This window comes from Pseudomonas sp. MF6755, assembly GCF_016405635.1.
GTDB lineage: Bacteria > Pseudomonadota > Gammaproteobacteria > Pseudomonadales > Pseudomonadaceae > Aquipseudomonas > Aquipseudomonas haemolytica.
The window spans coordinates 185,318-204,987 of the sequence record NZ_JAEKDA010000011.1 but is presented as its reverse complement, the minus strand read 5'-3'; the positions used below and the strand labels follow the sequence as shown (position 1 = coordinate 204,987).

Below are 19,670 nucleotides of genomic sequence, written 5' to 3'. Positions count from 1 at the left end.
TGCACGATGGTTCCAACACACCTTCTTCGGCGGCGCTTGGCAATACTTGAGCGAATCACAGGGGTATCCCGCAAACGATTGCACCAGCGGCCTGGCCCCACTCAATCGAGGCGTTCGACCCGGGGCAAATCCATCGCTTTGACTTCACCTTGAAGAAACTCCGCCAACCGCCGCAAACGCTCGCCGCCTGGGCGGGTTTTCGGCCACACCAGGTAGTAGTTCTCCCCACTGGCCACTGCCGTTGGCCATGGCAGGCTCAGTCGTCCTTGTGCCACATCTTCAGCCACCATCAGCAAATCGCCCATTGAGACGCCATAGCCTCGCGCCGCCGCGATCATGCCCAGCTCCAGGGTGTCGAACACCTGCCCGCCCTTGAGGGACACCTGGGACGAGAGCCCCATGCGCTCCAGCCAGTTGCGCCAGTCGCGGCGGTCTGGCGTGGGGTGCAGCAACTCGGCGCTCGCCAGCCGCGCGGCGTCCCAAGGCCCATCAGCGAGCAAGTTCGGCGCGCCCACGGGAATCAGCAATTCGGGGAACAGGTAGCTGGCCTCCCAGTCCGCCGGAAAATGCCCATAGCTCAACAACACCGCACAGTCGAAGGGCTCCTGGTTGAAGTCCACCTCGTCCACACTCATCCACGCACTGGTCAACTGCACCTCATTGCCTGGCTGCAACGCGCGGAAGCGACTCAGCCGCGCCAACAGCCAGCGCATGGTCAGTGTCGACGGCGCTTTCATGCGCAAGATGTCATCTTCAGCGTTCAGGGTATGACAGGCGCGCTCCAGCGCCGCAAACCCCTCGCGCACCCCGGGCAACAATAGGCGTGCGGCTTCGGTGAGTTGCAGATTGCGGCCGCTGCGCTGGAACAGTCGGCAGGCGAAATGCTCTTCAAGGGTACGGATATGTCGGCTCACCGCACTCTGAGTAATGGACAGCTCCTGCGCCGCGCGGGTGAAGGAGTTATGCCGGGACGCGGCTTCAAATGCACGCAGGGCATACAACGGAGGAAGACGGCGAGACATTGAAAAGCTCCGACGGCGCGATATCGGCACCCTACCAGAATCACTCAGGCATGAGTTTTAATCATGCGGACGATCGCTTTTATCCTTTTGTGCAATGGGCTTAAAGCGTCGAGAATCAACCCTCCCCCAACCCCCTGACTTTTCGAGTGTGATGATCATGCAACATCCGGCGCGTATCGAACTCTGGGCCATTCTGCGGCTGTCGGGGCCGTTGATTGCCTCACAGTTGGCGCACATGCTGATGGTGCTGACCGACACCCTGATGATGGCGCGCCTGAGCCCCGAAGCCCTGGCTGGTGGTGGCCTGGGCGCAGCGAGCTATTCGTTCGTGGCGATTTTCTGCATCGGCGTGATTGCCGCCGTAGGCACCCTGGTCGCCATTCGCCATGGCGCGGGGGATATCGACGGTGCCACACGCCTGACCCAGGCCGGGCTTTGGCTGGCGTGGTTGATGGCCCTGGCGGCGGCGTTGCTGCTATGGAACCTGAAGCCAGTGCTGCTGATGTTCGGCCAGACCGAAACCAACGTAACCGCAGCAGGGCAATTCCTGACGATGCTGCCGTTCGCCCTGCCCGGCTACCTGAGTTTCATGGCACTGCGCGGGTTCACCAGCGCCATCGGCAAGGCCACCCCGGTGATGGTCATCAGCCTGTGCGGTACGGTGGTCAACTACCTGCTCAACCACGCGCTGATCGAAGGCATGTTCGGCCTGCCGAAACTGGGCCTGATGGGCATTGGCCTGGTGACCGCCATCGTTGCCAATGGCATGGCGCTGGCACTGATGTGGTACATCCGCAGCAACCGCGCCTACGCCGCCTACCCACTGAGTACCGGCCTGCTGCGCCTCAATACTCAATATCTGCGCGAGCTGTGGCGCCTGGGCCTGCCGATTGGCGGCACCTATGCGGTGGAGGTCGGGTTGTTTGCCTTTGCCGCGCTGTGCATGGGCACCATGGGCAGTACGCAGTTGGCGGCGCATCAGATCGCCCTGCAAATCGTCTCGGTGGCGTTCATGGTGCCGGCGGGGATGTCCTACGCAGTGACCATGCGCATCGGCCAGCATTACGGCGCCGGGCAGTTGCTGCAGGCGCGCGTGGCCGGGCGGGTCGGCATAGGCTTTGGCGCCATGGTGATGTTGGGATTTGCCGTGGTGCTGTGGCTGTTTTCCGACCCATTGATCGGGTTGTTCCTTGATCATGATGACCCGGCGTTCCACGACGTCATCGTCCTGGCCGTCAGCCTGCTGGCCGTCGCCGCCTGGTTTGAACTGTTCGACGGCGTACAGACCATCGCCATGGGCTGCATCCGTGGTTTGAAGGACGCCAAGACCACCTTCCTGGTGGGGTTGGGCTGTTACTGGCTGATTGGCGCACCTTCGGCCTGGCTGATGGCGTTCACTTTAGGCTGGGGGCCAACCGGTGTGTGGTGGGGCCTGGCGTTGGGCCTGGCGTGTGCGGCGGTGAGCCTGACGTGGGCGTTTGAGGCCAAGATGAAGCGGATGATTCGGCAGGAGCCGGATGTTCGCCCAGGATTCCAGGCTGCACTGCCTGACTAGCGAATGCGCACAGTCAATGTGGAAGCCAGCTCCCGCATTTGATCGGGTTTACAAGGCTCAACCCAGCAGTGCCTGTTGGCTCTTGCCAAACATCAGGTATTCCACCAACTCCGGCAACGGCAACGGCTTGCTGATCAGGTAACCCTGGGCCTGGTCGCAACCAAACAAGCGCAACAGCGCAAGCTGCTCGGGTGTTTCCACGCCTTCAGCCACCACTTCCAGGTTGAGATTGTGGGCCAGGTTGATCATCGCATGCACCAACTTGCGGTTTTCTTCGCGCTCTTCCATGCCGCCGACAAAGCTCTTGTCGATCTTCAACAAGGCAATCGGAAGGCTGTTGAGGTGCACGAACGAAGAAAAGCCGGTGCCGAAATCATCCAGGGAGAACCGCACGCCGAGCCGCCCAAGGGCGTCCATGGTCTGCTTGACCAGGTCGCTGCGGCGCATCACGGCGGTTTCGGTCAGCTCGAACTCCAGCCATTGCGCCTCCACACCGCGCTCGGCAATCAGGCGGCTGAGTGTGGAAAGCAATTGGCTGTCCTGGAACTGGCGAAACGACAGGTTGACCGCCATGTGCAGCGGCGGCAGGCCGCGCTCGCGCAGGTCTTGCATGTCGCGCAGGGCCCGGGAAATCACCCAGTAACCCAATGGCACGATCAAGCCGCTCTGTTCGGCCAGGGGCACGAATTCGCTGGGCGGCAACAAACCGCGCTCGCCGTGGCGCCAGCGCACCAGGGCTTCGAGGCCGACAATATGCCCGTCGTCCAGGTCCAGGCGCGGCTGGTAATGCAGTTCCAATTCATCACGGCGCAAGGCCCGGCGCAGTTCACTTTCCAAGTCGGCCAGGCTGCGGGCGTTGCGGTTGATGCGCTCGTTGAAGATGTGAAAGGTGCAGCCCTGGGTGCTTTTGGCCTGCTGCATGGCGATATGGGCATGCCACATCAACGGGTCGGCGCCGGCTCGGGCGCGAGCATGCGCCACGCCCAGGCTGCAGCCGATCAACAGGCTTTCGCCATCCACCCAGTAGGGCTCGGCCATCACTTCGGTGATGCGCTCAGCCATCCACTCGGCGCGCTGCGGCGCCCGGCGGGTATCGATCAGCAGGGCGAATTCATCGCTACCCAGGCGCGCCAGTTGGTCCCCGGCTTCGAGCTGGCTCTTGAGCCGCGACACCACTTGCAGGATCAAGCGGTCGCCGGCCTGATGGCCAAGGGCATCGTTGGCGTGACGAAAATTGTCCAGGTCCAAATGGCCGAGGGCCAGGCCGCGGCCTTCGTTTTCTGCCAGCCGCGCCGCCAGCAAGGTCTGGAAACCCTGGCGGTTGGCAATACCGGTGAGCGGGTCCTGCTCGGCCAGGCGCTGCAAGGTGCTCTCCAGCACGCCGCGCTCGCGCACGTGACGCAGGCAGCGGCGCAGTGTGTCGGCGTCCAATACATCCAGGATCAACCAGTCGCTGACACCCAGCGGCGAAACCAGCGGCTCCTGCTCCAGCAGCAATACACACGGCAAGCTGCAACGGCCGGGGCCGGGTTGCAGGCTGGGCGTGGTCAATAGCACGGCACCTTGGTCGTCATCGAACAGACGACTCACCGAGTCCCAGTTGGGCGCACTGATCAGCACAGCCCCTTCGCCCATCGGCGCCAGGCACTCGCGCAACAACGCTGCCCACGCCGGCGTATCGGCCAGCAGCAGCAAACGCAAGGGTTCGACAGGCGTAGACAAGCTAACTCCCTAGACTCTGCAAAATTTCGTTGGCGGTGGCATTATGACGTGCGGCCTGACAATGACAAATGCATGACAAATGATAGGTATTATCAAATACGCAGACTGTGAATAATAGTCTCGATTATTCCCCCACATCCTGCGGCAAAGTAGCAAAACCGGCAAATTTAGATCGAGTGGTACGTCACACCGTCGTTCTATGGAAGCAGAATCTTTCCAGCCTGTTAAAATGCCCGCCCTTTTGAACAACGACTCCTCACATTCCGTATGTCCCGACTCAATCCCCGGCAGCAAGAAGCCGTGAACTACGTCGGCGGCCCTCTATTGGTGCTCGCCGGCGCTGGCTCCGGCAAGACCAGCGTGATCACCCGCAAGATCGCGCACCTGATCCAGAGCTGCGGCATCCGCGCCCAGTACATCGTCGCCATGACCTTTACCAACAAGGCGGCGCGGGAAATGAAAGAGCGGGTCGGCACCCTGCTCAAGGGTGGCGAAGGCCGCGGCCTCACCGTGTGTACCTTCCACAACCTGGGGCTGAACATCATCCGCAAGGAGCATGTGCGGCTGGGCTACAAGCCGGGCTTCTCGATCTTCGACGAGACCGACGTGAAAGCCCTGATGACCGACATCATGCAGAAGGAATACGCGGGCGACGACGGCGTCGACGAGATCAAGAACATGATCGGCGCCTGGAAAAACGACCTGGTCCTGCCCGCCGAGGCCCTGGAAGCCGCCCGCAACCCCAAGGAACAGACCGCCGCCATCGTCTATACCCACTACCAGCGCACGCTCAAGGCGTTCAACGCGGTGGACTTCGACGACCTGATCCTGCTGCCGGTCAAGCTGTTCCAGGAACACAAGGACATCCTGGAGAAGTGGCAGAACAAGGTGCGCTACCTGCTGGTGGACGAGTACCAGGACACCAACGCCAGCCAATACCTGTTGGTGAAGTTGCTGATCGGCACGCGCAACCAGTTCACCGTGGTAGGCGACGACGACCAGTCGATCTACGCCTGGCGCGGCGCCCGCCCGGAAAACCTGATGCTGCTCAAGGACGACTACCCGTCCCTGAAGGTGGTGATGCTGGAGCAGAACTACCGCTCCACCAGCCGCATCCTGCGTTGCGCCAACGTGCTGATCTCCAACAACCCCCACGAGTTCGAGAAACAACTGTGGAGTGAGATGGGCCACGGCGATGAGATCCGCGTGATCCGCTGCCGCAACGAAGACGCCGAAGCCGAGCGCGTGGCTGTGGAAATCCTCAGCCTGCACCTGCGCACCGACCGGCCCTACAGCGACTTCGCGATCCTCTATCGCGGCAACTACCAGGCCAAGTTGATCGAGCTGAAATTGCAGCACCACCAGGTGCCGTATCGCCTGTCGGGCGGCAACAGCTTTTTCGGACGCCAGGAAGTGAAAGACCTGATGGCCTACTTCCGGTTGATCGTAAACCCGGACGACGACAACGCCTTCCTGCGCGTGATCAACGTGCCGCGCCGCGAGATCGGCTCCACGACCCTGGAAAAACTCGGCAACTATGCCACCGAACGCAAGATTTCCATGTATGCCGCCACCGACGAAATCGGCCTGGGCGAGCATCTGGATACGCGCTTCACCGACCGCCTGTCGCGCTTCAAGCGCTTCATGGACAAAGTGCGCGAGCAGTGCGCCGGTGAAGACCCGATCAGCGCCCTGCGCAGCATGGTCATGGACATCGACTATGAGAACTGGCTGCGCACCAACAGCTCCAGCGACAAAGCCGCGGACTACCGCATGGGCAACGTCTGGTTCCTGATCGAAGCGCTGAAGAACACCCTGGAAAAAGACGAAGACGGCGAAATGACCGTCGAGGACGCCATCGGCAAGCTGGTGCTGCGCGACATGCTCGAGCGCCAGCAGGAAGAGGAAGACGGTGCCGAGGGTGTGCAGATGATGACCTTGCATGCCTCCAAGGGCCTGGAATTCCCTTACGTGTTCATCATGGGCATGGAAGAAGAAATCCTCCCGCACCGCTCCAGCATCGAAGCCGACACCATCGAGGAAGAACGGCGCCTGGCCTACGTGGGCATTACCCGTGCGCGTCAGACACTGGCCTTCACCTTCGCCGCCAAGCGCAAGCAATACGGCGAAATCATCGATTGTGCGCCCAGCCGGTTCCTTGACGAGCTGCCACCGGACGACCTGGCCTGGGAAGGCAATGACGACACCCCCACCGAGGTGAAAGCCGTTCGCGGCAACACCGCCTTGGCGGATATACGCGCGATGCTAAAGCGCTAGAATCGACTACTTTTTAATCTACTTTCGGCGCCTGTTGCGCCATCAGAGGAAGCTTTCCGTGGAAGCACTGCACAAGAAAATTCGCGAAGAAGGCATCGTGCTTTCCGATCAGGTTCTCAAGGTCGATGCCTTTCTGAACCACCAGATCGACCCGGCGCTGATGAAACTGATCGGCGACGAATTCGCCGCGCTGTTCAAGGATTCGGGGATCACCAAGATCGTCACCATCGAAGCCTCGGGCATCGCCCCGGCGATCATGACCGGGCTGAACCTGGGCGTGCCGGTGATCTTCGCCCGCAAGCAGCAGTCGTTGACCCTGACGGAAAACCTGCTGTCGGCCACGGTATATTCCTTCACCAAGAAAACCGAAAGCACCGTGGCCATCTCCCCGCGCCACTTGACCAGCAGTGACCGCGTGCTGGTGATCGATGACTTCTTGGCCAACGGCAAGGCGTCCCAAGCGCTGATCTCGATCATCAAGCAGGCCGGCGCAACCGTGGCCGGCCTGGGCATTGTGATCGAGAAGTCGTTCCAGGGTGGGCGTGCGGAGCTGGATGCGCAGGGTTATCGGGTTGAGTCGCTGGCGCGGGTGAAGTCGCTGACCGGTGGGGTGGTCACCTTCATCGAGTAATTTGCTATACAGCAAATACCAGGTGAACACAGATCAAAATGTGGGAGGGGGCTTGCCCCCGATTGCGGTGTATCAGTCACCAAATAAGTTGGCTGACCCACTGCTATCGGGGGCAAGCCCCCTCCCACATTTGCCTTGTGGTGTTTGTTAGTGCGCGGTGGCCTGTAGGCCCGCGAGCAGCAGGCGCTGGTACAAGTCTTCCTTCAATCCCTCCGGCTGATCCAAGCGCATACGCTTGAGATGCTCGGGATACGCCTGCGGCTCCGGCGCGTCGAGTGCCGCCTTACCCAATTCCAAAATCTCCGTCAGCTTGAATTTGCTCTTGAGCCAGTTCAGCGCCCGCAACAGATCACGCTCCTCATCCGTAAAGTCACTGCCCAGCGGATACTCCGGAAACAACTGGCGGTGACGCGCCTGGATCCCCTTGAGCCGCTCTGGCGTATTGTCGGTAAAGCGTGGGTCCAAGTGAAAATCCTTGGGCAGCTTGCCGGCCTTTTGCGCCTGCTCGATCAAGTCACCCTGGAACCGTGAGTCGGTGATATTCAGCAGCGCTTCGATCACCTTGGCATCCGTCTGACCGCGCAAATCGGCAATGCCGTATTCGGTAATGACAATATCCCGCAGGTGCCGGGGAATGGTGCAGTGGCCGTACTCCCAGACGATATTGGAGCTGACCTCCCCCCCTGCCTCGCGCCAGCTGCGCAGGATCAGGACTGAGCGCGCACCTTCCAGCGCATGCCCCTGGGCCACAAAATTGTATTGCCCGCCCACACCGCTGAGCACACGGCCATCTTCCAACTGGTCGGCCACGCCAGCGCCGAGCAACGTCACCATGATCGCGCTGTTGATAAACCGCGCATCCAGCCGCTGTAAACGCTTGAGCTCTTCCTGGCCGTACAGCTCGTTGATATAGCTGATGCCGGTCATGTTGAATTCGAGGCGCTTGGCGTGGGTCATTTCCTGTAAGCGCTGGTAAAAACTTCGCGGCCCTAGAAAGAAGCCGCCATGGATCGACACGCCATCGGGTTGCGCCGCATCGTCCAGGGTGCCTGCGTTGGCCTGCGCCTGGGTCGCCACATCCGGGTAGACCTTGCGCCGCACAATCCCGGCATCCGCCAGCACCAACAGGCCGTTGACGAACATCTCGCTGCAACCGTAAAGACCACGGGCGAAAGGTTCGACACCGCCCTCACGGCTGATCAATGGCGCCCACTGATACACATCCAGGTCCGTCAGCAACAGCCGGTAGGCTTCGTTATCGGCCTGGCGCGCCAGCAAGGCCGCGGTCAGCGCATCGCCCATGGAGCCGATGCCGATCTGCAAGGTGCCGCCGTCACGCACCAGGGTGCTGGCGTGCAAACCGATAAAGTGATCCTGGAAACCTACCGGCATGTTCGGCGTGGAGAACAGCGTGGTGCTGTCCTTTTCGTCGATGAGGTAATCGAATGCGTCCATGCCCAATTCGGCGTCGCCGGGCATGTAGGGCAAATCGCTGTGGACCTGGCCGACAACGAGGATGGTTTCCCCCGCTTCACGGCGCTTGGCGATCATCGGCAGCAGGTCGAGGGTGATATCCGGGTTGCAGCTCAGGCTCAGGCGGTCAGGATGCTCGGCGCTGCTGGCAACCAGTTGCGCCACCAGGTTCAGGCCGGCGGCGTTGATATCGCGGGCGGCATGGCTGTAGTTGCTGCTGACGTAATCCTGCTGCGCTTGAGCGCTGTGGAGCAGGCTGCCGGGCTGCATGAAAAACTGCTGCACCTGGATATTCTTCGGCAGGCTGTCCTTGTGCAGGTCGGCGAGGAAATCCAGCTCTGGGTAGTCGCCAAACACCCGCTCGATGAAGGGTTCAAGGAAGCGTTTCTGCAAGCCATCGCCCATGGTTGGGCGGCCCAGGGCCAGCGCGGTGTAGATCGTCAACGCCCGCTCCGGCAACTTGGCAATGCGCCGGTATAGCGCATTGGCAAACAGATTGGGCTTGCCCAGGCCAAGCGGCATACCCATGTGGATATGCGCCGGCAACCGCGCCAGTACGTCGTCAACTGCTTGCTCGATTGAACACAACTGCACCATCCGACCCTCCTGAACATTCCATGATTAGGGGTTGGACCGAGCTTGCCGGGTCTTTGCTGCAATGACCAGCAATCAATTTGACAACTCCATAACCGTGCGCATGAAGAAGCTGAAATAAAAGCCTAATAAAAACAGAAACATATCATAAAAGTTTAACCAACAACCTCAACAAGAGAAAAACCCTACAAGTCGCTGAATAAAAACCTACGCTCATTTAGGACATATTCAAAACACAGATTACACCCACGCACTACTATCGACTTCAGCATAAAACAAATTCCAAAATACTGTCCCCCACCGAATGCAACTATCCAAGGAAGCGCAATGAAAAACATTGAACATATAATAATTATCGGCTTCGGAAGCGTCGCCCAAGGCCTGCTCCCACTATTATCGAAGCATTACAGTGGAGTGAAAGTGACAATTTTTGAGAAGCACGTTAAAAAAGGTTTTACCGATATCACCACTGAATTCTCAGCCATTCTAGAAGAAAAAACCATAACAGCTGAAAATTTCAAACATATACTCTCGCCACACTTAAACGGAAATACTTTTTTAGTGAACCTTGCAGTATCTGTCTCAAGCCTAGAGCTTCTAAAGCTGGCTCAAAAGCATGACTCACTTTATCTAGACACTTGTATAGAGCCGTGGGACTACAAAGACGAAAAACACAAGGCGTTTACCAGCAACTATCAGCTTCGGGAGATGATGAAAACGTATCAACAGAAAACCAATGGCCCAACAGCTATTATCGCCCATGGCGCAAATCCTGGATTCATCTCAATATTATTGAAGAAAGCTCTAGTAGAAATGGCAGCAGCAAACAGCATAGTGTCAGAGCCGAAAAACCAGATCGAATGGGCGGCACTTGCTAATACCCTTGGAATACAAGTTATACAAATTTCCGAACATGACTCCCAAGTCAGCGCGTCAGTGCGTCCCCCGTTAAACTTCGTCTCTACATGGTCTGTGGACGGGCTTATTACCGAATGCCTACAGCCAGCGGAGTTGGGCTGGGGAACACATGAAACAGAAATGCCTTTCGGCGCACGAAAAAATGGCTATGCGCTAGAAATGTTAGAGCAAGGGTGCAACGTTAGAGTTAAAAGCTGGTCACCTAACTATTTGGAATTTTCTGCCTATTTAATAACCCATAACGAAGCGCTGTCGATTTCTGAATACCTGACGTTAGGCGACCCAGAGAGTCCCACCTACCGCCCAACTGTTTACTATGCATATGAACCTTGTGATCAGACACTCGATTCAATGCGACTTTTGGATCAGAGTGTGGGGGCAGAAAACGTTACAAAATCGATTTTGAAAGATGACATCATTTCAGGAATAGATGAGCTTGGCATTTTTTTGATTAGTAAAAAGTTTCGCGCCTTCTGGCTAGGGTCAAACCTATCGATTGGTAAAGCTAGGAAAATGGCCAAATATAACAGTGCAACAACTTTACAAGTTGCCTCCAGCATAATTGGCGGCATGAAATGGGCCGAAGACTTTCCAAATGCGGGAGTCATAGAATCCGAAAAATTAGATTGGCGTTACGTGTACGACATCACTGTTAACTATTGGGAACCCATCGTAAGTCAACAGATAGACTGGAAACCATCCGACGCCGACCACACGCTGTCATTCAGTAATTTTTTAGTATGAAAACTTTTATATGAAAAATAACTCCACCAAAAGGCCGCTATCATGAGTAACACTCAGAGCACCTCTAATGCACCGAAAGGATTAAACAATGCGTCTACAATCCTTAAGGATTTTTGCTTTCCGCCGGTAACGCTTAGCAAGGCAGATAAAGCTGCCTGGAAAGAAATTTTCTTCGACTCAATAATCACAGAATACGATGCAAGGAGGCTTTATTGGCATATAGCCAATCAGAGTCCAGGCTGCATCTCTGGATTGGCAAATATCTTAAAGCCTTGGCTTAGAGATGAAATCGATCACGCTTATGGATTTTCTCTGATTTATTCAGCATATACCAAAATTCCGCTTGATGTAGTAGCCATGGAAGTTGAAACTAGAAAATCTGACTTCAACAGTCTGACCCCCTTTATACAGGACCCACTTAAACTTTTAATCTTGCTTGCGTATGACGAGATAATCACGACGCACGTCTATCAGCGCAGCATAAAAAATTACGACAAGTTTAGTTCCTCGCAGTTGTCAGTCTGGATTAGAAAAACCAAAAGAGACGAGGTTAACCATTTTTTCTTTTTCATAGAACAAGCTAAACAGCTATTCCCAAATAGGCTTCACGAAGCCCCATCCATACTTAAAGAACTTTTCAAATTGGATTTTGAAAAAACTCAATACACAGGAACATTCGTGTTAGACCACAATACGCCTGACTATCCAATCACTAAAAGAGAAATAGAAGAAATAATAATTCCAACAATTATCAAGAAATTGAGTCATGACGTTAGCACATCAAACGGAGCAAAAAAATGAAACCGCCTTTCCTTAACAAACGTCATTGGAGCGCTAGAGCTCTATTCAAAGAAATTTCCAATAGCGAATGGATCAATCCAGGCATTGATCCACAATACGAGAATTTCTTCTTGGCCGATTTAGTTTCTGAATACGACTCGATAAACCTGTACCATTACCTTTATCCGAGACGACCAGAGCTTTCCCCGTACGCTGTGCAATATTTAGACTTATGGTTTTCAGATGAAAAAAATCATGCCGATGGCTTCATAGAGCTGAATCGCTTGATATTTAATTCAAATGAAGAAACCATCTTAGAAAACTTAAAATTAAGATGCAGCAATTTTGAACCCTTTGAAGAAATTCTATCAAACGAATTAAGTTTACTTACTGCATTTGCTTACGATGAATACATCTCAGTTAAAACATACAAAAAAGACATATTTTACAATCAATTTGGACACGTGGGCTTCAACACATGGATTTGCAACCTAATAGCCGATGAAGCGACACATTTCGCAAACGCCATCAAACTAATAAGAATTAACCATTCATCCAAGTTAGATCTGATTGAAAAAACCTTAGACCACATCATTCAACTTGAACGCATGCCTTACAAAAATACCTTCTTGCTTGATCATGACGGGCCACACTTTCTTCTAGGCGATAGTGATTATGCGGAAGCCGCCGCGAGTGAAATACTAGAGATCCTAACTAGGGATAAAAAATGAAAAGTAGTCACTATTTAATAGCATCCATGGTGCTTATGGTATTTGGCGAAATACTAACCATCTATAGTGAAGTGTATGCATCAAAACTTTCTGGACGAGTTATAGAAAATCCAGAGCTTTTTATAAAACCAATTTTGTTGATATGCATTGCTGGCATAAGCCTGATATTCGCTTATTGGCTAGGTTACCAAGGCACAGGCAATATATGGGTCGTGACAGTGGCGTCACTCACTCTGCTGCTTATATTAGAACCTATAGTCATTTATGCGATGTTAAAGGAACTACCGGGGCCCGGGGCGCTAATCGGGTTCATTCTTGGCGCCATAGGGCTACTGGCGACCTTGGTACTTTAATATGCGAAGGGACTCTTGTTATCCAAAAAGGTTAGCTCACTTTGTGGGCTAACCTTTTGTAAACGCCAAAATTTTACTTCAATCCAGACATCTTCTCGATTGCGGCCTTCAGGTCGTCATCCGAGCAATCGGCACAGGTGCCCTTCGGCGGCATGGCATTGATACCCGTGATCGCTTTCGCCAGGATGCCATCGAGGCCACCTTGATGATCGGCGCGCTCTTTCCACGCGGCGGTGTCGCCAATCTTAGGCGCACCCAACAACCCAGTGCCGTGGCAAGCATTGCAATGCTTGGCAATGACTTCGTCTGGCGTCTTCGCGCCACCGCCACCACCCGCCGCCACGGCCACTTCCATGCCCTTGCATTCCTGGCCCTGGACGCACACCTGGCCCACAGGCTCCAGGCGCTTGGCAATGTCATCGTTGGTCGCAGCTTGAGCGCTGACAGCCCATAGGGCCAGTACGGTTGCTGGTGCAGCCAGCATTTTCATAATTAGGTTCACGCGTTCACCCTCAATGGTGGCTATTCACGCCTGCGGCCACGGTTTCGCAGGCGGCGAAAGTATAACGGTTAGCCCGCCCCGCCGAAACAACCCTATTAAATAAAGGGAGATTCGGCCGCACGGATACAGCTACGGGAGCCTCTGCAACGCTGGCAGGGCGCCTCTGTTCTTAAAAGTTCGCGGGCGTCGCTGCGCTGATTAGTCGCGCCGGCACCTCGAACGGATTACGAAAACGATGGGGCTTGGTGCTTTCAAAGTAGTAGCTATCGCCAGCTTCGAGCACAAAAGTTTCAAGACCGACCACCAACTCCAGGCGACCTTCCACCACGATCCCGGTTTCTTCGCCTTCGTGGGTGAGCATTTCTTCGCCCGTATCGGCACCCGGCGGGTAGATTTCGTTGAGAAATGCGATGGCCCGGCTCGGGTGCGCACGGCCCACCAATTTCATGGTGACGGCACCATCAGAGATGTCGATCAGCTCATTGGCTTTATAGACGATCTGCGTCGGTATTTCCTGGAGGATCTCCTCGGAAAAGAACTCGACCATGGACATGGGGATACCGCCCAGCACCTTGCGCAAGGAGCTGATCGAGGGGCTGACGCTGTTTTTCTCGATCATCGAAATGGTGCTGTTGGTGACGCCCGCACGCTTGGCGAGCTCACGCTGGGAAAGACCTTTGAGTTTACGGATGGATTGCAGTCGTTCGCCGACGTCCAATGCAGGAGCCTCCTAGGATTCAGGCTTTGTTGTAATTGAGCGTTATCATGGCGACAGCGTTCAGTATTTACAACACTTGGGCCTAAATCCCGGCCTGCTCGGTTCGTTGCCGACGGCTAAGCGCCGCAATAGAGCCGCGGCACTCGGCGCAGATTGCAGAAGATCTGGTAGGGAATGGTCTCGGCGGCCACGGCAACGTCGCTGGCAAGGATATTCTTGCCCCACAGCTCCACCGTGGAGCCGAGGCCCGCCTGAGGCACGTCGGTGAGGTCGACACAGAGCATGTCCATCGACACACGCCCCAGCAACTGGCTGCGCTGGCCCGCCACCAGTACCGGCGTGCCGGTGGGCGCGTGGCGCGGATAGCCGTCGGCATAGCCCATGGCAACCACGCCGATGCGCATCGGCTTGGATGTGACGAACTTGGCGCCATAGCCCACGGGTTCGCCGGCGGGTAGCTCGCGCACGCAGATGACTTTGGACTCAAGGCTCATCACCGGCTGCAATCGAGCGGCGAGAGCCTGGTCCTCACCAAATGGTGTTGCACCGTAGAGCATGATTCCCGGGCGCACCCAGTCGCTGGACACACTGGGCCAGCCCAGTACAGACGGTGAGTTGCGCAAGCTGACTTCAGCAGCCAAACCTCGGCGCGCCGCTTCGAATACCGCCACTTGTTCGTTGCTGCTGACGCAATCAAGTTCATCGGCGCGGGCGAAGTGGCTCATCAACACGATCTTGGCCACTTTGCCGCTGGCCAGCAGGCGCTGATACGCCTCGGGGTAATCCTTGGGATGCAGGCCGACACGGTGCATGCCCGAGTCCAACTTGAGCCACACCGTCAACGGCGTGCTCAGGCGAGCCTGTTCGATCGCGTCCAACTGCCACAGCGAATGCACCACGCACCACAAATCATGCTCGATGATCAGCGGCAGCTCGTCGGCTTCGAAAAAGCCTTCCAACAGCAGCACCGGCGCACGAATGCCGGCAGCACGCAGCTCCAGCGCTTCCTCGATGCACGCTACGGCAAACCCGTCGGCCTCGGCCTCCAGCGCCTGGGCCACACGCACAGCACCATGGCCGTAGGCATCCGCCTTGACCACGGCGAGAGCCTTGGCCCCCGTGACTTCACGGGCCAATTGGTAGTTATGACGCAGGGCTTGGAGGTCGATCAGGGCACGGGCTGGACGCATGGCGGCAGGCTTCTAGGCAGCAAGGTAAAAAAAAACCGGTGCCGACCAACAGCGTCGGCGCCGGGAGAGGGATCGTTATTAAGGCAGTGCAGCCACGACTGAAAGCTCGACCAGGATTTCTGGTTCGCACAGTTTGGCTTCAACCGTGGCACGGGCCGGGGCGACGCCCTTGGGCAACCACTTGTCCCATACCGCGTTCATGCCGGCAAAGTCGGCGTCGATGTCTTTCAGGTAGATGGTCACCGACAGCAACTTGGTCTTGTCGGTGCCGGCCAAGTCCAGCAAACGCTCGATATTGGCCAGGGTTTCACGGGTCTGCTGTTCAATCCCGGCACTCATGTCGTCGCCGACTTGCCCTGCCAGATACACGTTACCGCTGTGGACAACGATCTGGCTCATGCGCTCATTGGTGAGCTGGCGCTGGATTGACATGTTTTGCGGACTCCTGGTGGTTGCCATAACGGGAAATATCGAGGCCTGCGGCGCTGATCTGCGGGGTTTTCTTCGCCATCAGGTCGGCCAGCAAGCGACCGGAACCACAGGCCATGGTCCAACCGAGCGTGCCGTGGCCGGTATTCAGGAACAGGTTCTTGAATGGCGTGGCACCGACAATCGGCGTGCCGTCGGGAGTGGTCGGGCGCAGGCCGGTCCAGAAACTGGCTTGGGTCAAATCGCCGCCCTGAGGATAAAGGTCGTTGACGATCATCTCCAGGGTTTCGCGTCGACGTGGGTTCAGCGACAGGTCAAAACCGGCTATTTCAGCCATGCCACCCACGCGAATGCGGTTGTCGAAACGGGTGATCGCGACCTTGTAGGTCTCGTCAAGAATGGTCGAAGTCGGCGCCATGGCCGGGTTGGTGATCGGCACAGTCAGCGAGTAACCCTTGAGCGGGTACACCGGTGCCTTGATCCCCAGTGGCTTGAGCAACTTCGGCGAGTAGCTGCCGAGGGCCAGCACGTAGCGGTCGGCGGTTTCCAGCTTGCCGTCGATCAACACACCATTGATGCGATCGCCCGCGTAATCGAGGCGCTGAATGTCTTGTTCAAAACGGAATTCCACACCCAGCTGCGTGCACATCTCGGCCAGGCGCGTGGTGAACATCTGGCAGTCGCCAGTCTGGTCATTGGGCAGACGCAGGGCACCGGCGAGGATATCGGTGACGCTGGCCAGGGCCGGCTCAACGCGGGCAATGCCGGCGCGGTCGAGCAGTTCGAACGGCACGCCGGACTCCTTCAGCACGGCGATGTCCTTGGCGGCACCGTCGAGCTGAGCCTGGGTGCGGAACAGCTGGGTCGTACCGAGGCTGCGGCCTTCGTAGGCAATACCGGTCTCGGCGCGCAACTCGTCAAGGCAGTCGCGGCTGTACTCGGACAGGCGCACCATGCGCTCCTTGTTCACCGCATAGCGGCTGGCCGTGCAGTTGCGCAGCATCTGCGCCATCCACAGGTATTGATCAATATCGGCAGTGGCCTTGATCGCCAGCGGCGCGTGGCGTTGCAGCAGCCACTTGATGGCTTTGAGCGGCACGCCCGGCGCGGCCCATGGCGAAGCGTAGCCAGGGGACACCTGGCCGGCGTTGGCGAAACTGGTTTCCATGGCAGCGGCGGGCTGACGGTCGACCACAACGACATCGAAGCCGGCCCGAGCCAAATAGTAGGCACTGGTCACCCCAATGACGCCGCTACCCAAGACCAGAACGCGCATTTTTATATCCTCATCACGGGCTTCGCCGCTGACGTGTGTTATTCGAGCAATGATGGGCGCAGTATAAAAAGCAATCACCAGTGCATTTCACTATATAAATGCCTATATTTGGCGACAATTCTCGGCAAAAACCCTTTTCACAGAGGCGTATCCCCTATGCGTACCAACACCCAGACCAAGCGGGAGCTGGACAAGATCGACCGCAATATCCTGCGCATCCTGCAAACCGATGGGCGTATTTCGTTCACGGAGTTGGGGGAAAAGGTCGGGCTGTCCACCACACCCTGTACCGAGCGCGTGCGACGCCTGGAGCGCGAGGGCATCATCATGGGCTACAACGCCCGGCTTAACCCTCAGCATTTGAAGGGAAGTTTGCTGGTATTTGTCGAGATCAGCCTCGATTACAAGTCTGGCGATACCTTTGAAGAGTTTCGTCGCGCCGTGCTGAAACTGCCCCATGTGCTGGAGTGCCACCTGGTGTCAGGGGACTTCGACTACCTGGTGAAGGCGCGGATTTCCGAAATGGCCTCGTACCGCAAATTGCTTGGCGATATTTTGCTCAAGCTGCCCCATGTGCGCGAATCCAAGAGCTACATCGTGATGGAGGAGGTGAAGGAGAGCCTGAATCTGCCGATCCCGGATTAACTGGCACAAACACGGTCAGACCAGTACCTGCCGGGTGCTCGCCATGTACTCATGGATCTGCTTTTCCACCCGAGGATGAATGAGCTCCACCGGTCGCCGGCCATTGGGGCACGGCAAGGTCTTGGTGGTGCCGAACAGGCGACAGATCAGCGGCCGCTCGTCATACACCGTGCAACCATTGGGCCCCAGGTGCACGCAGTTCAGCTCATCCATCGCCGCCTCCTGCTCGGCGGCGGTCTTGCGGGGCAGGCGCGACATTTCCTCGGGCGAAGTAGTCACCGGCCCACAGCAGTCGTGGCAACCGGGGACGCACTCGAACGAAGGAATCTGTCGACGCAGCGTACTGATTTTCTGCCTGTTGCAACTCATCGAAACACGTACCGAACGGTGAATAGGCGTGGATTCTGACGCAAAACGCCCCGCGCAGACAGCGTCGTCCGACCGCTGTATCCTGCGTCAAATTTTCCAAACAGGGATGCCCACGATGACCACCAGCGCCCGGCACACCGCTTCCTACTACGCCGCCAGCAGCGTGCCGCAACCGGATTACCCGTCGTTGACCAGCGATGTGAGTGCCGATGTGTGCGTGATTGGCGGCGGTTTTTCCGGGCTCAACACCGCGTTGGAACTGGCCGAGCGCGGCTTCAGCGTGGTGTTGCTGGAGGCGCACAAGATCGGCTGGGGCGCCAGCGGGCGTAATGGCGGCCAGTTGATTCGCGGCGTAGGACACGGGCTGGATCAGTTCGCCAATGTGATCGGCAGCGACGGTGTACGCCAGATGAAGCTGATGGGTCTGGAAGCCGTGGAGATCGTGCGGGAACGCGTGGAGCGTTTTCAAATTCCCTGCGACCTGACCTGGGGTTACTGCGACCTGGCCAACAAACCCCGCGACCTGCAAGGCTTGGCGGAAGACGCCGAAGAACTGCACGGCCTGGGCTACCGCCATGAGGTGCGCCTGCTGCAAGCCAGCGAGATGGGCAGCGTGATCGGTTCAGACCGCTATGTAGGCGGCATGATCGACATGGGTTCAGGCCACCTGCACCCGCTGAACCTGGCACTCGGTGAGGCCGGCGTCGCACAGCAATTAGGCGTGAAGCTGTACGAACAATCGCAAGTGACCCGCATCGACTACGGCCCCGAGGTCAAGGCGCACACCGCTCAAGGCACCGTGCGCGCCAAGACCCTGGTGCTGGCCTGCAACGCCTACCTGAACGGGCTCAACCCGCAACTGAGCGGCAAGGTGCTGCCCGCCGGCAGCTACATCATCGCCACCGAGCCCTTGAGCGAGGCGCAAGCCGCCAACCTGTTGCCGCAAAACATGGCCGTGTGTGACCAGCGCGTGACGGTGGACTACTTCCGCCTATCCGCTGACCGCCGCCTGTTGTTCGGCGGCGCCTGTCACTATTCCGGTCGTGACCCAAAGGACATTGGCGCCTACATGCGGCCGAAGATGTTGCAGGTGTTCCCACAATTGGCCGATGTGAAGATCGACTACCAATGGGGCGGCATGATCGGCATCGGCGCCAACCGGTTGCCGCAGATTGGCCGCCTGGCGGATCAACCCAACGTGTATTACGCCCAGGCCTACGCCGGCCACGGCCTCAACGCCACCCACCTGGCGGGCAAGCTATTGGCCGAAGTCATCAGCGGCGAGCAGCAGGGGCGCTTCGACCTGTTCGCCCAAGTGCCGCATATCACCTTCCCCGGCGGCAAACACCTGCGCTCACCGCTGCTGGCCCTCGGGATGCTCTGGCACCGCCTCAAGGAACTGGTCTGATCAGTCGCGCCAAAAGGGTTTCAAACCTTCATGGCGCGCCTGTTCAACTGTAAGCCCTACGTCGCGCAATTGTTCACAGGTCAGGTCCAGCAGGGCCTTGCGTGTATGACGACGATGCCAGAACAGCCCCCAGCGGCTGTTGGTCGGCGCAGTCATTGCCCGCTCCTGCCCCGCTTCCAGTTCCTGACTGTGTAACGCCAGCCGCACATCGCTCATACCGTTCATTTTATTGCCCCTCATTGGCGTGTTGCCTCGAGTGACCAGAATGCGCCTGCGGCCAAAACCATTACAGATTCAACCTGCCTTTATTAAATCCATACAGATACTGCCTAT

19 protein-coding genes are annotated in these 19,670 nt (G+C 57.2%); 9 read left to right on the top strand and 10 right to left on the bottom strand.

Going from position 1 to position 19,670, the window contains the following annotated elements; translation table 11 throughout:
- Positions 1-101 precede the first annotated feature (101 nt).
- Positions 102-1,022, bottom strand: coding sequence for a LysR substrate-binding domain-containing protein (locus JFT66_RS16780; RefSeq protein WP_034116395.1), 921 nt, complete (start codon positions 1,020-1,022; stop codon positions 102-104).
- 151 nt (positions 1,023-1,173) lie between these two features.
- On the opposite strand from JFT66_RS16780, the gene JFT66_RS16775 reads away from it, so the two are divergent.
- On the top strand, positions 1,174-2,577 hold the full coding sequence (locus tag JFT66_RS16775) for a NorM family multidrug efflux MATE transporter (RefSeq protein WP_198859664.1): 1,404 nt from the start codon (positions 1,174-1,176) through the stop codon (positions 2,575-2,577).
- Between the two features lie 57 nt (positions 2,578-2,634).
- Here the strand turns inward: JFT66_RS16775 and JFT66_RS16770 are convergent, their stop codons facing one another.
- Positions 2,635-4,299 carry a putative bifunctional diguanylate cyclase/phosphodiesterase gene (locus JFT66_RS16770; RefSeq protein WP_153837362.1) on the bottom strand — a complete coding sequence of 555 codons (1,665 nt, stop codon included), beginning with the start codon at positions 4,297-4,299 and terminating at the stop codon, positions 2,635-2,637.
- A 267-nt stretch (positions 4,300-4,566) separates the two neighbouring features.
- On the opposite strand from JFT66_RS16770, the gene rep reads away from it, so the two are divergent.
- Together rep and JFT66_RS16760 are read left to right on the top strand one after the other, a co-directional pair.
- Complete coding sequence (rep, locus tag JFT66_RS16765; protein WP_198859663.1) at positions 4,567-6,576, top strand: DNA helicase Rep; 2,010 nt, start codon at positions 4,567-4,569, stop codon at positions 6,574-6,576.
- A gap of 58 nt (positions 6,577-6,634) precedes the next feature.
- Positions 6,635-7,207 (top strand): xanthine phosphoribosyltransferase, encoded by a 573-nt coding sequence (locus JFT66_RS16760; RefSeq protein WP_057022713.1) that lies wholly within the window; start codon positions 6,635-6,637, stop codon positions 7,205-7,207.
- Positions 7,208-7,354: 147 nt separating this feature from the next.
- Here the strand turns inward: JFT66_RS16760 and JFT66_RS16755 are convergent, their stop codons facing one another.
- On the bottom strand, positions 7,355-9,277 hold the full coding sequence (locus tag JFT66_RS16755) for an acetyl-CoA hydrolase/transferase family protein (RefSeq protein ID WP_198859662.1): 1,923 nt from the start codon (positions 9,275-9,277) through the stop codon (positions 7,355-7,357).
- A gap of 324 nt (positions 9,278-9,601) precedes the next feature.
- On the opposite strand from JFT66_RS16755, the gene JFT66_RS16750 reads away from it, so the two are divergent.
- The 4 genes from JFT66_RS16750 to JFT66_RS16735 are packed head-to-tail and all read left to right on the top strand — an operon-like array spanning position 9,602 to position 12,800.
- Positions 9,602-10,936 (top strand): saccharopine dehydrogenase C-terminal domain-containing protein, encoded by a 1,335-nt coding sequence (locus JFT66_RS16750; protein WP_198859661.1) that lies wholly within the window; start codon positions 9,602-9,604, stop codon positions 10,934-10,936.
- Positions 10,937-10,978: 42 nt separating this feature from the next.
- Entirely contained in the window at positions 10,979-11,737 is a 759-nt protein-coding gene (locus tag JFT66_RS16745; protein WP_233097109.1) for a ferritin-like domain-containing protein, read from the top strand.
- A complete protein-coding gene (locus tag JFT66_RS16740; protein WP_052224504.1) occupies positions 11,734-12,447 on the top strand; it encodes a hypothetical protein in 714 nt (237 codons plus the stop codon). The genes JFT66_RS16745 and JFT66_RS16740 overlap by 4 nt, the downstream gene beginning before the upstream one ends.
- Positions 12,444-12,800 carry a hypothetical protein gene (locus tag JFT66_RS16735; RefSeq protein ID WP_034116400.1) on the top strand — a complete coding sequence of 119 codons (357 nt, stop codon included), beginning with the start codon at positions 12,444-12,446 and terminating at the stop codon, positions 12,798-12,800. The genes JFT66_RS16740 and JFT66_RS16735 overlap by 4 nt, the downstream gene beginning before the upstream one ends.
- A gap of 73 nt (positions 12,801-12,873) precedes the next feature.
- Here JFT66_RS16735 and JFT66_RS16730 read toward each other — a convergent pair whose 3' ends face one another.
- The 5 genes from JFT66_RS16730 to dadA all read right to left on the bottom strand — a co-directional run bounded on the left by JFT66_RS16730 (position 12,874) and on the right by dadA (position 16,915).
- Entirely contained in the window at positions 12,874-13,290 is a 417-nt protein-coding gene (locus JFT66_RS16730) for a c-type cytochrome (protein ID WP_034116401.1), read from the bottom strand.
- 181 nt (positions 13,291-13,471) lie between these two features.
- Positions 13,472-14,020, bottom strand: coding sequence for a cupin domain-containing protein (locus JFT66_RS16725; RefSeq protein WP_034116402.1), 549 nt, complete (start codon positions 14,018-14,020; stop codon positions 13,472-13,474).
- A 116-nt stretch (positions 14,021-14,136) separates the two neighbouring features.
- Positions 14,137-15,210: an alanine racemase gene (gene alr / locus JFT66_RS16720; RefSeq protein WP_198859660.1), complete on the bottom strand. Its 1,074-nt coding sequence runs from the start codon at positions 15,208-15,210 to the stop codon at positions 14,137-14,139.
- Between the two features lie 78 nt (positions 15,211-15,288).
- Positions 15,289-15,642 (bottom strand): RidA family protein, encoded by a 354-nt coding sequence (locus tag JFT66_RS16715; protein ID WP_198859659.1) that lies wholly within the window; start codon positions 15,640-15,642, stop codon positions 15,289-15,291.
- Complete coding sequence (dadA, locus tag JFT66_RS16710) at positions 15,614-16,915, bottom strand: D-amino acid dehydrogenase (protein ID WP_034116405.1); 1,302 nt, start codon at positions 16,913-16,915, stop codon at positions 15,614-15,616. The genes JFT66_RS16715 and dadA overlap by 29 nt, the downstream gene beginning before the upstream one ends.
- Before the next feature lie 156 nt (positions 16,916-17,071).
- On the opposite strand from dadA, the gene JFT66_RS16705 reads away from it, so the two are divergent.
- Positions 17,072-17,560: an Lrp/AsnC ligand binding domain-containing protein gene (locus JFT66_RS16705; protein ID WP_003176896.1), complete on the top strand. Its 489-nt coding sequence runs from the start codon at positions 17,072-17,074 to the stop codon at positions 17,558-17,560.
- 15 nt (positions 17,561-17,575) lie between these two features.
- Here JFT66_RS16705 and JFT66_RS16700 read toward each other — a convergent pair whose 3' ends face one another.
- Complete coding sequence (locus JFT66_RS16700; protein WP_034116406.1) at positions 17,576-17,929, bottom strand: YkgJ family cysteine cluster protein; 354 nt, start codon at positions 17,927-17,929, stop codon at positions 17,576-17,578.
- Between the two features lie 115 nt (positions 17,930-18,044).
- Here JFT66_RS16700 and JFT66_RS16695 point away from each other — a divergent pair, with 115 nt between their 5' ends.
- Positions 18,045-19,337 carry an NAD(P)/FAD-dependent oxidoreductase gene (locus JFT66_RS16695; RefSeq protein WP_198859658.1) on the top strand — a complete coding sequence of 431 codons (1,293 nt, stop codon included), beginning with the start codon at positions 18,045-18,047 and terminating at the stop codon, positions 19,335-19,337.
- Here JFT66_RS16695 and JFT66_RS16690 read toward each other — a convergent pair whose 3' ends face one another.
- The gene (locus JFT66_RS16690; protein WP_198859657.1) at positions 19,338-19,562 is read right to left on the bottom strand and encodes a DUF1127 domain-containing protein; all 225 of its coding nucleotides are present in this window, start codon (positions 19,560-19,562) and stop codon (positions 19,338-19,340) included.
- Positions 19,563-19,670: the final 108 nt, after the last annotated feature.